Here is a 14,514-nt window from a genome sequence, read left to right as displayed (position 1 = left end):
CTGAGGACGGGGAATAGTTATTACCAATTACCCATTACCAATTACCCATTACCAATTACCCATTACCCATTACCAATTACCCATTACCCATTACCAATTACCCATTACCCATTACCCATTAATTATCTATAAGGTTGAAATTCTATCTAAATTAGATAATAGAGAACAGAAGTTTTGGTTTTAAGTAGAAGATACTGGCATAGGTATAAAGGCAATTTCAAATAAATTATCCGACAGGTTAATAAACTAGAAGGTGAAGATGATCATCTCTTGCCATTCTGCGAAAAATTACGTACATTAGCCAAAGACTTTGAAGGTTAGGAGATTGTTAAACTTATTAATCAATCGATTAAAGGTTGGTAGTGTTCCAAAAGTGGGGAACGCGGGATTTAAAGGGGGCAGCATCTGCTGATGCAAAAGAGACAAATAGGAAATAAAGTTGACTAATCCTCCAACTATATGTAAGGCAGATATTTTGGTTGTTGATGATACTCCCAGCAACCTGCTTTTACTCACAACTATGCTGACGCAACATGATTACTCAGTACGCTGTGCGATTAATGGCGAAATGGCACTAGAACAAGTACAAGTAATTTGCCCGGACTTGATTTTGCTTGACATTCAGATGCCAGAAATGAGTGGTTATGAAGTTTGTCAAAAGCTGAAAGAGATGAAGGAGATCAAAGATGTTCCTGTGATTTTTTTAAGTGCATTAGGTGAGGTATCTGATAAGGTGAAAGCCTTTGAAGTGGGTGGTGCTGACTATATTACTAAACCCATTGAAGGGCAAGAGGTGCTAGCGCGGATCGAAAATCAACTAGCAATCCGCAAATTACAAAGACAGCTGACAGAACAAAACGCTATTTTAGAGCAGGAAATCCGCGATCGCCAGCAAGTAGAGACCAAACTGGCAAATTCTTTGGCTTTACTCCAATCAACCTTCGATTCAATGGGGGATGGCATTATAGCGGTTAGTGGCGATCTGCAATCTGTGACTTACAACCAGAAATTTTTGGATATGTGGGGGATTGACAATCCAGATACAGTATTGCCAGACCGCGAGAGTCGCGTTCGCTTTTTAGCCAATCAACTGCAATCTCCAGAGGTTTTTTGCCGTCGCTTACAAGAACTTTATCTCCAGCCAGAAGTTGATGCTTACGATGTGCTGGAGTTGCAGGACGGTCGAGTGTTTGAATGCCATTCCCGTCCACAACGCTTGGGGGCTGGCATCAGTGGGCGAGTCTGGGTCTATCGAGATATAACTGAACGTAGGCGGGCAGAAACGCAATTGCAACTGGAGCGAGAAAAAACCGAGCAATTGCTGTTAAACATCTTGCCAGAGGCGATCGCTGAACGATTGAAACAGAAGCATCAAGCGATCGCTGAACAGTTTAATGATGTGACGGTCTTATTTGCCGATATCGTTGGCTTCACTGAATTGTCTAGCTACATTTCTGCCAAGGATCTGGTGGGTTTACTCAATCGGATTTTTTCTTTATTTGATCGCCTATCAGAACGATATGGTCTAGAAAAAATTAAAACCATCGGGGATGCTTACATGGTGGTGGGTGGACTCCCGAACCCACGACCAGACCATGCCGAAGCGATCGCCGAAATGGCTCTATCTATGCAGCAAGAAATCGCCTATTTCCGAACTTACGAGGGGCGGCGTCTGGCCATCCGCATTGGGATTAACACGGGGGCAGTTGTCGCTGGGGTGATTGGCACCAGCAAATTTAGCTACGACCTCTGGGGAGATACGGTCAACATCGCCAGTCGGATGGAATCACAGGGAGAACCGAACCTGATTCAGGTGGCTGAAGCAACTTATCAACGACTGCAATCTAAATATTGTCTTTATCTGCGGGGGATGGTGAACATTAAAGGCAAGGGCGAAATGCCGACTTACTGGCTAATATCCCGCAAGCAAGAGTGAACAATTCAAAATTCAAAATTCAAAATTCAAAATTTTAGCTCTGCGGTTAAATAAATGGCTTTTTAACCACAGAGGCACTTTAGTAACTAGTACAGGGCGGCAAAAATAACTAACCAGTGAGATTCCACTCAAAAGCTTAGGGATTTCCAATTAAAAAAATATCCAATTGGTAGGGACACAGCATTGCTATGTCTCTACCAGTCTATGATTACTGGATAATTTAATTGTTGGTATTCCCTTATTGTTAATTTTTAATTCCGAGAAAGCGGTACTAGGCTGTGACAGTAGCTAATGCCTTTTCAACAGCTTGCAGTGCTATCTTGACTTCTGCCTCTGTGACAATTAGGGGAGGTACAAACCGGACAACTTTTGGCCCGGCGGGTACGAGTAATAAACCCTCGTCTACGGCAGCTTTGACAACTTGGGCGGCGGTTAGCTGAGTGTCTGCTGTTAATTCCATACCGTTGATTAAGCCCCAACCGCGAACTTCGGCAATATGTTGCGGATATTTGAGAGCGATCGCATTTAATCCCCGCCGCAACTGTTCCCCTCTGGCTTCCACATTCGGCAAAATCTGCTCTTTTTCCAAAGTCTGGCAGACACTGAGGGCCACTCCACAGACAAAAGGATTACCGCCAAAGGTGCTGGCGTGTTCCCCTGGTTGAAATACATCACAGAATTTCTTGCTGATCATCGCGCCGATGGGGATACCACCACCTAAGCCTTTAGCACTGGTGAAAATATCCGGTTCTACGCCGAGATGTTCATAACCCCATAATTTGCCGCTGCGTCCCATGCCAACTTGCACTTCGTCAAAAATCAACAAAATGCCTGTTTCATCACAAATTTCCCGCAGTCTTTGGAAATAGGCGATATCTCCAGGACGCACCCCGCCTTCTCCCTGCAAAGGCTCAATCAAAATCGCCGCTACGCCATAATCACCTTCATCCAACTCGCTAACGGCTGCTTCCACCTCAGCAATATTGTTGTACTCTACATAATGGAAACCAGGCACTAAGGGGTCAAAATACTTTTGATACTTTGATTGTCCGGTGGCGGTGACAGTTGCCAAAGTCCGCCCGTGAAAACTGGCATGAGCGGTTAAAATAATTGGCTGGTCAATTTTGAGGACTGTGTGGGCGTATTTCCGCGCCAGTTTGATTGCCGCTTCGTTAGCTTCAGCCCCCGAATTGCAGAAAAAAGCGCGATCGCCACAGGAATGTTGAATCAGCCATTTAGCTAATTCCCCCTGTTCAGGAATGTAGTACAAATTAGAAACATGATGCAGCTTTTGAATTTGGCGTGTCACCGCTTCTACCATTGCTGGGTGGGCGTGTCCCAAGGTGCAAGTGGCAATTCCGGCTACAAAATCTAGATATTCCCGCCCCTGTGTATCCCAAACCCGACATCCCGCACCCCTTTCGAGGGCTAGGGGATAACGGCTGTATGTGGACATCACGGCTTGATTAAAGCTATCTGCATCAAAGGGAGTAGATGGCACAGAATCTATCTCTGGGGGGATTGTGGCTTGTTCAACTGGAGTTTGGACGCTCACTACCGCTCCTCCTGAAAATCTTTTGTCGTACACTTATCTTTCTAGTTTCCCGGAAAAATTTAAAAATTTCTAATTATTTCCATAACTGCCTCTATCACTAAGGCTAACCCTCAGATATCCTCAAACGAGTGGCAGCAATGAAAAAAAAATTGTGTATTCTACCCTCGATCAAAAATATCAACGCATTCAACAAGAGTTAATGGTAGGGGCAATTGCCCTCGGCGGTGTTTTCCTGATTGGAACTTTTTGGTACTGTTTCATTGAGGGCTGGTCATGGGAAGATGCAGCTTACATGACGGTGATCACCTTAGCGACGGTGGGTTATGGAGAGACGCACCCACTAGGAAGCCGGGGACGGTTGTTTACAATTGCCTTGATTTTGATGGGCGTAATCAATATCGGTTACATTGTCAATAGATTTACAGAAGCCGTAATTCAAGGCTACTTTCAAGAAGGAATTCGATTACGGCAACAGAGGCGCTTAATGGAATCCTTGTCAGGACATTACATCATCTGTGGATTTAGTCGGACTGGTCGGCAAATTGCCAAAGAGTTTCGCGCCGAAGGGGTGTCTTTTGTCGTTATTGATGCTGATGTGGAATCTGTGCAGAGAGCGCAGTCTGAGGGTTATACGGCATTTCAAGGCGATGCCACATTAGACGACACCCTGCTGAAAGTTGGCGTTGAACGGGCAATTTGCATTGTCGCGGCACTGCCGAGCGATGCCGAAAATTTATATATAGTGTTATCGGTAAAAACATTAAATCCAGGAATTCGGGCGATCGCTAGGGCCAGTACAGAAGAAGCCTTGAAAAAGCTCCAGAGGGGCGGTGCTGATGCCGTCATATCACCCTATATCACTGGTGGTAAACGGATGGCAGCAGCAGCCCTCAGACCCCAGGTGTTGGACTTCGTGGATGGAATTCTTACAGGTGCAGACCGCCAGTTGTATATGGAAGAATTTTTACTAGATCCGACTGTTTGTCCTTTTGTGGGTCAGAGTTTACAGAAGGCTAAATTGCGATCGCAATCCGGCGCCTTAGTTCTGGCAATTCGCCGAGGTGATGGTGCCCTCATTGGTGGCCCCACCGGCGATACAGTTCTCATGCCCCAAGATACCCTCATTTGCATGGGCACAGCAGAACAATTGCGGAGTCTCAACCAAATTCTCGGACCCATTAATTCCCAGCAACTGCGACGACCTAAAAATAGCTGATTAGGTAAGTTTAAATTTTACAGTGTATTCACCGTAACTTTTTCACTTCCAGAGAGATGTGTAAAGTATCTATGACTTCCGAAGAAGAGAAAATCACACCGAGTTCCTAAGATTCTCCAGAAACAGTAATTTTGGACTCTAATTTAGATTTAGATATGGATATCGGCTTGCAGCTTGGTTTTTTTTTCATCTATCATAAGATAGATATAGCTAGTCGGCTCAGGGTAATTATCTAAATATCAAACTTGAATGTCCGAACAATATTGACCAGATTTTTGATTTTTATTCCTCTAGAGAAAATTATTTAAATGTATCAATCTACACTAAAAGCAAATGAAAATACAGCATTTAGATATATCTGAGTCAATCATTGGTAGTTCAGAAAATTTGACTATTGTCCAATTACTGACAGAGAGTGTCAAGCGAAATCCAGAAGCGACCAGCATCACAGCACCAGATCGTCTTCCCCTAACCTATATTCGCCTTGATGAACAAATTCAAGAGACGATCGCCATTTTGAATTCCCAAGGGCTAGGTTTAGGCGATCGTATTGCGATTGTCCTGCCTAATGGCCCAGAGATGGCGGTAGCTTTTTTGGCAGTAACGGCTTGTGCCACCAGTGCCCCCCTCAACCCTGGTTATAGTGCAGCGGAATTTGATTTTTACCTAAGTGACTTGAATGCCAAAGCCCTGATAGTGCAATCAGGAATCGATTCACCTGCTAGACTTGCCGCAGCAACGCGGAATATTCCCATTCTGGAACTGGTGCCACAGTTAGACGCAGAAGCGGGAGTTTTCCAGCTGATAGGTGAGACAAACTTGCCTAAAATCACCAAATCTGTCGTAAAAAATCAGGATATTGCCCTAGTACTGCATACCTCAGGAACCACTGCCAGACCCAAAATTGTGCCATTAACCCAGGCGAATCTATATATTTCAGCACAAAACATCAAAAATGTCTTGGAGCTGAAGCCAAGCGATCGCTGCCTGAATATCATGCCACTATTTCACATTCACGGATTAAGCACAGTTTTTTCCTCCTTAGCAGCAGTCAGTAGTGTAGTTTGCACCCCAGGCTTTGATGCCACCAAGTTTTTTAAGTGGCTGGAAGTCCTACAACCAACCTGGTATACCGCAGTGCCTACACTACATCAAGCAATATTAGCCGAGGTCGAGGCTAACCGCAGCCTGAGCGAAAAATCCTCATTCCGCTTCATTCGGTCTGCTTCCTCAGCCTTACCACCGCAAGTGCTAGAGGCATTAGAACTAGCATTTAATGTGCCTGTGATTGAATCTTATGGCATGACCGAAGCCGCCCCCCAAATAGCTTCTAACCCCGTACCACCGAAAAAGCGTAAAGTCCATTCAGTTGGCATGGCCGCAGGCCCAGCAGTTGCCATCATAGATGAAGCCGGAAACTTCCAAGCAGAAGGCGAAATTGGCGAAATTGTCATCCAGGGTAGCAATGTCACCCAGGGTTATGAAAACAATCCGCAGGCCAACTTTATGGCCTTTGCCAATGGGTGGTTGAAGACTGGAGATCTGGGCTATTTAGATAGTGACGGTTATCTCTTCGTTACAGGCAGACTCAAAGAACAGATTAATCGGGGTGGTGAAAAAATTTCCCCCCGTGAAATTGAGGAAGTGCTACTAGACTATCCTGGAGTAGCAGAGGCAGTCACCTTTGCAGTTCCCCATCCTACCTTAGGTGAAGATATCGCAGCTGCGATCGTTCTCCGGCAAAACGCCCATGTAACTGAAAAAGAAATACGTGCATTTGTAGCCACAAAACTAGCAGAGTTCAAAGTACCAACTCAGGTGGTATTTCTAGCAGAAATCCCCAAAGGTTCCACAGGTAAACTCCAGCGAATTGGTTTAGCAAAAAAACTGGCAAGCCAATTGAAGATAATTTATATCGCTCCCAGAACCGAGACAGAGAAAGCGCTGGCAGCAATTTGGGCAGAGGTGTTGGGTATTGAAAAAGTGGGGATTTACGACAATTTCTTTGCTTTGGGCGGTGACTCATTGCAGGCGCTGCGGCTATTCGCAGAAATTGACACGCGCTTAGGTAAAACTCTGTCTATATCTACCTTAATCGCCGCGCCAACAGTTGACCAACTCGCTGACATCATTAATCACTCCAAAGGTTCAGAATCTTGGTCATCTTTAGTCGCAATTCAGCCCAGAGGTTCTAAACCTCCTCTGTTTTTGATCCATGCTATTTTTGGAGATGTCCTCTTCTATCGTGATTTAGCACGTCATTTCAGTCCGGAGCAACCGATTTATGCGCTACAAGCCCTAGGACTGAATAAAAACCAAACTCCTCATAATCGAATTGAAGACATGGCGGCTTGTTATCTTCAAGAGATACAAACCATACAACCCCAAGGTCCTTATTTTCTAGGAGGACACTCCTTTGGGGGTATAGTAGCCTACGAAATAGCTCAACAACTACGTAGGCAAGGTCAGGAAGTAGCAATGCTAGTTTTGATTGATACCTCTGCTCCTGGCTCTAAAGATAGGTTACCTTTGCTCAATCGATTACCGCTTCACCTTAAACAACTTTTACAACAAGGGCCTGCCTACATTTTTCAAAGGACTTTAGCCTGGAACAAATTACTCCAATCACGCTTGCAGAAAGTTTTCTACAAAACTTGCTTGGTTTTTAGACTTTCCTTAAATCGCGACTTAAGGAAGTTATACGTCAAAGACTCCAACAAACAGGCGCAAATGAAATATGCTCTACAAATTTATCCAAATCCTGTAATTATCCTGCGAGTTGAAGATCAGATGAGGATAGACCTTGTTGGTAATAAGACTGCTCCTGACTTAGGCTGGGGAAATTTTGTCACAGGCAAACTGGAGATTTTTTACTTTTCTGGTTCTCACACTTCCATAGTCCAAGAACCTCACGTCCAGGAAGTGGCTGAACAATTGCAGGCTTGTTTAGAGCAGGTGCAGCTAGGTCGCTAGCTGTGTCTATAAAAATGTTATAAGTTCATAAATAAAATCAAACTACTATCAATAAACCACACAACAGAAATTATTTCCCCATGTAGAGACATTGCAAACAACCTTTCTCTCTACACTGTGATCTAATACCAATTCTATCTGAATTAAAATGAGCTTGATTTGACCAGAAAACGCTATAGATAAAAACTGCTACAACAACAAGATTCCCGACTTCTCAAATAAGTCGGGAATTTGTGGCATCTAAAATGGTATAAATTGCTATATAGATGCTAAGAAATAATCTACCCTACACAAACAAAAAACCAACATGAAACTTGCCTTAGCCATTGGAACTCTATTTACTTTTACCTTAAGATTTTGCACCTCACCAGCTATAGCTGCACCCCTGACAACTCCCAAAACTTTTACAGAATGGTGTCAGCAGAAATCAACTTTACACCCCCAAACAAGACGCACAGTTGACACTTTGTTAAAAGTTGCTGAAACCTCAGACTGTAATCAGGCTAATCAAAAGCTTACCAAACGGTCGGAACTCAACCTAGAGTCAAGCGAAATCAGCGATATCAAACCTTTGTCCAACCTGACTAATTTAACTACTCTTGACCTCAGTGAAAATCAAATCAGTGATATCAAACCTTTGTCCAACCTGACTAATTTAACTGATATTGATCTTAGTTCAAATCAAATCAGCGATATAAAAGTTTTGTCCAACCTGACTAATTTAACTGATATTGACCTCAGCAAAAATCAAATCAGCGATATCAAAGTTTTGTCCAACCTAACTAATTTAACTGTTCTTGACCTTAGTGATAATCAAATCAGCGATATCAAAGTTTTGTCCAACCTAACTAATTTAACTTCTGTTAAACTCAGTGAAAATCAAATCAGCGATATCGAAGTTCTGTCCAACCTGACAAATTTAACTGTTCTTGACCTTGGTTACAATCAAATCAGCGATATCAAAGTTTTGTCTAACCTGACTAATTTAACTTATCTTTCCCTTTGGAACAATCAAATCGGTGATATTAAAGTTTTGTCTAACCTGACTAATTTAACCTCTCTTTCCCTTTGGGATAATCAAATCAGCGATATCAAACCTTTATCTAACCTGACTAATTTAACCTCTCTTTACCTTTGGGATAATCAAATCAGCGATATCAAACCTTTATCTAACCTGACAAATTTAACTTATCTTTACCTTTGGGACAATCAAATTGCTGACATCAAACCTTTATCTAACCTGACTAATTTAACTGATCTTGACCTCAGTAAAAATCAAATCGGTGATATCAAACCTTTGTCTAACCTGACCAGTTTAACTTCTCTTGACCTCAGTAAAAATCAAATTGCTGACATCAAACCTTTGTCCAATCTGACTAATTTAACTTCTCTTTCCCTTTGGAGAAATCAAAGCATCGATATCGAACTTTTATCTAACCTGACTAATTTAACTTCTCTTGACCTCAGCGAAAATCAAATCAGTGATATCAAACCTTTGTCGAATCTGACTAATCTAACTGATATCGACCTCAGTGAAAATCAAATCAGCGATATCAAACCTTTGTCCAACTTGACAAAATTGGAGGATCTTCAAATTCAGAATAACCCGATTCTAGACAAAATTTGCCCCTTCATTCCAGAATCCATTTGTAAATTTGATTAGCTTCAGAGCTGATGCAGACTACAGACTAATTTTCGTCCACCCTGGTTTTACTGCATTTGACCAGAAAGCGCTATAGATGAAATCTGCTGTAACAAAAAGATTCCCGACTTCTCAAAGAAGTCGGGAATCTCTGGCATCTAAAATGGTATAAATTGCTATATAGATGCTAAGAAATAATCTACACTGCAAAGACAAAAATTCAACATGAAATCTACCTTAGCCATTGTCACTCTATTTACTTTTACCTTGGGATTTTACACCTCACCAGCTATAGCTGCACCCCTAAAAACTCCCAAAACTTTTACAGAATGGTGTCAGCAGAAATCAACTTTACCCCCCCAGACAAGACGCACAGTTGACGCTTTGTTAGAAGTGGCTGAAACCCCAGACTGTAATCAAGCTAATCAAAAGCTTACCCAACGGTCGGAACTCGACCTATATTCAAGCGAAGTCACCGATATCAAACCTTTATCCAACCTGACTAATTTAACTTCTCTTGACCTTGGGGGAAATCAAATCAGTGATATCAAAGTTTTGTCTAACCTGACTAATTTAACTTCTCTTGACATCAATTACAATCATATCAGCGATCTCCAACCTTTATCCAACCTGACTAATTTAACTTCTCTTAACCTTAGTGGAAATCAAATCAATGATCTCAAAGTTTTATCCAACCTGACTAATTTAACTTCTCTTGACCTTAGCGGAATTCAAATCAATGATCTCAAAGTTTTGTCCAACCTGACTAATTTAACTTCTCTTGACCTTAGCGGAATTCAAATCAATGATCTCAAAGTTTTGTCCAACCTGACTAATTTAACTTCTCTTGACCTTGGGGGAAATCAAATCAATGATCTCAAAGTTTTGTCCAATCTGACTAATTTAACTTCTCTTGAGATTAGGGGAAATCAAATCAGCGATATCAAACCTTTGTCCAACCTGACTAATTTAACTTCTCTTGACCTTGGGGGAAATCAAATCAGCGATATCAAACCTTTGTCCAACCTGACTAAGTTAACTTCTCTTGACCTTTGGGGAAATCAAATCAGCGATATCAAACCTTTGTCCAACCTGACTAAGTTAACTTCTCTTGACCTTTGGGGAAATCAAATCAGCGACATCAAACCTTTGTCCAATCTGACTAATTTTACTTATCTTCACCTCAGTTCAAATCAAATCAGCGATATCAAACCTTTGTCCAATCTGACTAATTTAACTGAACTTATCATCGGTGTAAATCAAATCAGTGATATCAAACCTTTGTCTAACCTGACTAATTTAACTGAACTTTACCTCAGTGAAAATCAAATCAGCGATATTCAACCTTTGTCTAACCTGACAAAATTGGAGAAGCTTGAAATTGAGAATAACCCGATTCAACGTAAAATTTGTCCTGTAAAACCAGAATCCATCTGTACATTTGATTAGCTTCAGAACTGATGCACACTACAGGCTAATTTCCGTACATCCTGGTTTTACTGCATTTGACCAGAAAGCGCTATAGATGAAATATGCTTTAACAAAAACATTCCCGACTTCTTTGAGAATCCGGGAATTGTGCCATTTAATCTTGTATACATTGCTATATAGCAGCTAACAAATAATCTACTCTGCAAAGACAAAAATTCAACATGAAATCTACCTTAGCCATTGTCACTCTATTTACTTTTACCTTGGGTTTTTGCATCTCACCAGCTATAGCTGTACCCCTGACAACTCCCAAAACTTTTATAGAATGGTGTCAGCAGAAATCAACTTTACCCCCCCAGACAAGACGCACAGTTGACGCTTTATTAAAAGTGGCTGAAACCCAAAACTGTAATCAAGCTAATCAAAAGCTTACCCAACTGAAAGAACTCAAGTTAGGGTCAAACAAAATCAGCGATATTAAACCTTTGTCCAATCTGAATAATTTAATTTATCTTGACCTCGGCTTCAATCAAATCATCGATATTAAACCTTTGTCTAACCTAACTAATTTAACTGGTATCAATATCTATTACAATCAAATCATCGATATTAAACCTTTATCCAACTTGACAAAGTTAATTTATCTTAACCTCATTAAAAATGAATTCAGCGATATTAAACCTTTGTCTAACCTGACCAATTTAATTTATCTTGGACTCAGTCGTAATCAAATCAACGATATCAAACCTTTATCTAACCTGACAAATTTAACTACCCTTGACCTAATTGAAAATAAAATCAGTGATATCGAACCTTTATCCAACCTGACTAAATTAACTTATCTTACCCTAATTGAAAATAAAATCAGTGATATCAAACCTTTATCTAATCTGACTAATTTAACTGCTCTTTACCTCTGGAACAATGAAATCAGTGATATCAAACATTTATCCAACTTGACTAAGTTAACTTATCTTCTCCTTAGTGAAAATAAAATCAGTGATATCAAACCTTTATCTAATCTGACTAATTTAACTTCTCTTGGACTCGATGAAAATCAAATCAGCGATATTAAACCTTTGTCCAACCTGACAAATTTAACTTATCTTAATCTTGGTTTAAATCAAATCAGCGATATCAAAGTTTTGTCTAATCTGACTAATTTAACTTCTCTTTACCTCGATTACAATCAAATCAGCAATATTCAACCTTTGTTTAATCTGAATAACTTAACTAAAATTGACCTCGATTACAATCAAATCAGTGATATCAAACCTCTGTCCAATATGACAAAATTGGAGAAGCTTGAAATTCAAAATAACCCGATTCCAGACAAAGCTTGTCCCTTCATTCCAGAATCCATCTGTAGCTTTTAACAGCTTCCAGACTGATGCATGCTACTAGCTAAATTCCGTCCATCCGTGCATAGGTGCTATGCCTTTAGTGACAGATTGAATAATGTCTGGGGGTGCTTCAGAAATCAAGACGCTGGGATAAACAGCGGTACCCCAATCGGGATGCACTAAGACACAGCATTTATTTTTAATTACGGGATAGTCGAGCAAAGCTTTAACAACCGCTGTGTCGTCGTGGGGAACGGCTCCGGGGTGGGAGAGTAAGGGGTAGCCGGTACGGGGGTCAATCAAGTCTGTTAAGTAGCCGCGATCGCGCAAATTGAAGGCTAAGTCGCAACCAAACCGCATAAACTTTTCTCGCAACCTTTCTTTCTCTATCTCTGCTTGTGCAGTTTTTTCCTCTAGTGGATATTGTGCTTGCTGCAAGACAACCACCACCCATAAAAATTGCTGCTGTTGCCAATCTGGTAATATCTGTTCGCAGTTGGCACAGATATACTGACTGGGATTATGAATTGAAATCTGCACCGCTTGTCCCATTTTGCCAACTAAATTTATAGGACAGGCTTGCTCCGAAATGTAAACTGGGGGATAGTTCACTATATTTATTCGGTTTGGGCAAGTTTTCTAATTTATTCCTTGGTTATAGATAATAACCCTGAAAACTTGCAAAAATACATCAAATTTTTATGATAGATAAGGTTTACTGGCGGTTTTTGTGAATAAAGTTTGAGGTTTTAATCCCCTGTTTATCTGGGATTAACCTTTTTTGGTGATGGTTGCTTCGCTGAACTATCTCCACATCTGGTGAACGAAAATCACAAACCATACCCTTTTATCTGTTGAGAGTTGCCATCGAGGAGGAAAAGGGGATGACTTTCTGCCGAGTTTCGCCCGGTCTTTGTGTTGTATTTTTAACTCAAAGTGGGGATAAAAGAGCCGATTAATTGAGTTTTAAAGCATTAACTGGGACATCATCCCAAGAATCAACTATCCGCAATTGCGCTACCCAACCGGTTTCCTTTTGCAATTCGGTCAAATTATTCTGGAAGGATTCATGACAATCTTGAGCCTGAGACTCATTACAACAGGCAATACAGGCATAAATCAGGCCGGATGGATCAATTTGCTCGTTTACCCAAATAGTCATCTAGTTTTACCTCAAATCAATTTGTCATTATAGTAGAGTCTTTAGACAGGTAGAGAAAAATCGGTAATCAGAAACTCAAATTACCGATTTTCCATTGATCGAGTTATGGTTTTTGAGTAGCGATCGCTAATTTTACTCCCTGTACCTGACGCAAGCGATCCATAACTCCCACCGCCTGACCGTAAGGGACGCCATCATCAGCGTTAATAATTACCAAAGCTTCTGTATTATTGCCCATCAATAACCGTACTTCCTCTGGTAAATTCTCAAGAGAAACTCGTTGCCTGTTTAAGCTGATATTTCCAGTTTTATCTACCGTCACAGTAATCGGTGCTGCTGATGCTTGTGATGTTGCCGTCGCCGCTTTGGGTAAATTAACTGGTAACCCTTCCGACCGAGTTAAAAACAAAGTTGACATGATAAAAAACGTCAAAATTGCAAAGATGACATCAATCATCGGCACAATATTAATCTGAGGTGGAATATCTGGCTCATCTGGTAGGCGCATAGGATTTATCTTTTCTTTCATAGCGACGGCGGTAGAGTAATTCTAGCTGTCCGCCATATTCTTGAATCCAAGCAATTTGGCGTTGGTACAGTCCCCGAAAGGTATTGGCAAATAACAGGGTAAAGATCGCCACCACCAATCCTGAAGCTGTTGATACCAATGCTTCACTAATCCCTGCTGTGACACCAGAGGTTTTACTACCTCCCACATCACCAAGATTCAACGAGGCAAAGGAGGCAATTAATCCCAAAACTGTACCCAGAAGCCCTAACAGGGGTGCAAGACCGATGATTGTCTCAAAAATGTTTTGAAAGCGTTTAAGTAGGGGAATTTCTCCTTGAGCTTCGCTTTCTAATGCTAAACGAAATTCCTCTGGCGTCGCTTCCTCTAATTCTAAAGCTGCTAAAAAAATCCGGGCGATGGGTAAATCTGTGTTTTTTTGCAATAAGTCTAAAGTACTAACCACATTATCTTGGCGATAAAGCTTTAATACCTCTCGCACAATGCGGTTTTGCCGACTATTGATTTTGATCCAAAACCTGACACGTTCCAAAATCAGCGCCACGGCTAAAACCGAAAACCCCAGCAGGGGCCACATGACTAGACCACCCGCTGTAAACAGATTACTAATAGACATCTAGCATTTTTTAATTTGGCAACAACGCTAGATTAACAGATCGCTGTTTGAGGATTTCACTTTATTTTTGGTTATAGACGAGGAAAAAATCATAGCCTGTGGGGGATGTGG

11 protein-coding genes are annotated in these 14,514 nt (G+C 41.3%); 6 read left to right on the top strand and 5 right to left on the bottom strand.

All coding sequences use genetic code 11. The features are described 5' to 3' along the window. Positions 1-439 precede the first annotated feature (439 nt). Positions 440-1,936, top strand: coding sequence for an adenylate/guanylate cyclase domain-containing protein (locus CYLST_RS19160; protein ID WP_015209383.1), 1,497 nt, complete (start codon positions 440-442; stop codon positions 1,934-1,936). A 271-nt stretch (positions 1,937-2,207) separates the two neighbouring features. Here the strand turns inward: CYLST_RS19160 and CYLST_RS19155 are convergent, their stop codons facing one another. Beyond that, entirely contained in the window at positions 2,208-3,491 is a 1,284-nt protein-coding gene (locus CYLST_RS19155; RefSeq protein WP_015209382.1) for an aspartate aminotransferase family protein, read from the bottom strand. Between the two features lie 151 nt (positions 3,492-3,642). Between CYLST_RS19155 and CYLST_RS19150 the strand changes: the two genes are divergently transcribed. The 5 genes from CYLST_RS19150 (at position 3,643) to CYLST_RS19130 (ending at position 12,129) form a co-directional block, all read left to right on the top strand. Then, positions 3,643-4,707, top strand: a complete 1,065-nt coding sequence (locus CYLST_RS19150; protein WP_015209381.1) for a potassium channel family protein — start codon at positions 3,643-3,645, stop codon at positions 4,705-4,707. 333 nt (positions 4,708-5,040) lie between these two features. Beyond that, complete coding sequence (locus tag CYLST_RS32770) at positions 5,041-7,680, top strand: alpha/beta fold hydrolase (protein ID WP_015209380.1); 2,640 nt, start codon at positions 5,041-5,043, stop codon at positions 7,678-7,680. A gap of 307 nt (positions 7,681-7,987) precedes the next feature. After that, a complete protein-coding gene (locus CYLST_RS19140) occupies positions 7,988-9,343 on the top strand; it encodes a leucine-rich repeat domain-containing protein (protein ID WP_015209379.1) in 1,356 nt (451 codons plus the stop codon). A gap of 204 nt (positions 9,344-9,547) precedes the next feature. Further along, on the top strand, positions 9,548-10,771 hold the full coding sequence (locus tag CYLST_RS19135) for a leucine-rich repeat domain-containing protein (protein ID WP_041233170.1): 1,224 nt from the start codon (positions 9,548-9,550) through the stop codon (positions 10,769-10,771). Positions 10,772-10,974: 203 nt separating this feature from the next. Further along, positions 10,975-12,129, top strand: coding sequence for a leucine-rich repeat domain-containing protein (locus CYLST_RS19130; protein WP_015209377.1), 1,155 nt, complete (start codon positions 10,975-10,977; stop codon positions 12,127-12,129). Positions 12,130-12,153: 24 nt separating this feature from the next. On the opposite strand, the gene CYLST_RS19125 is transcribed toward CYLST_RS19130, so the two are convergent. From CYLST_RS19125 to CYLST_RS19110, 4 genes are all read right to left on the bottom strand, one after another. Next, positions 12,154-12,711 carry a methylmalonic aciduria and homocystinuria type D protein gene (locus CYLST_RS19125; protein WP_041233169.1) on the bottom strand — a complete coding sequence of 186 codons (558 nt, stop codon included), beginning with the start codon at positions 12,709-12,711 and terminating at the stop codon, positions 12,154-12,156. Between the two features lie 340 nt (positions 12,712-13,051). Continuing rightward, complete coding sequence (locus CYLST_RS19120; RefSeq protein ID WP_015209375.1) at positions 13,052-13,258, bottom strand: hypothetical protein; 207 nt, start codon at positions 13,256-13,258, stop codon at positions 13,052-13,054. 103 nt (positions 13,259-13,361) lie between these two features. After that, on the bottom strand, positions 13,362-13,766 hold the full coding sequence (locus CYLST_RS19115) for an ExbD/TolR family protein (RefSeq protein ID WP_041233168.1): 405 nt from the start codon (positions 13,764-13,766) through the stop codon (positions 13,362-13,364). Next, positions 13,750-14,403 carry a MotA/TolQ/ExbB proton channel family protein gene (locus CYLST_RS19110; RefSeq protein WP_015209373.1) on the bottom strand — a complete coding sequence of 218 codons (654 nt, stop codon included), beginning with the start codon at positions 14,401-14,403 and terminating at the stop codon, positions 13,750-13,752. The genes CYLST_RS19115 and CYLST_RS19110 overlap by 17 nt, the downstream gene beginning before the upstream one ends. Between the last annotated feature and the right edge of the window lie 111 nt (positions 14,404-14,514).

Source organism: Cylindrospermum stagnale PCC 7417, assembly GCF_000317535.1.
In the GTDB taxonomy this organism is placed as follows: Bacteria; Cyanobacteriota; Cyanobacteriia; order Cyanobacteriales; family Nostocaceae; genus Cylindrospermum; species Cylindrospermum stagnale.
Note: the sequence above shows the minus strand (reverse complement) of the source record. Positions and strands in the feature narration are given on the sequence as shown.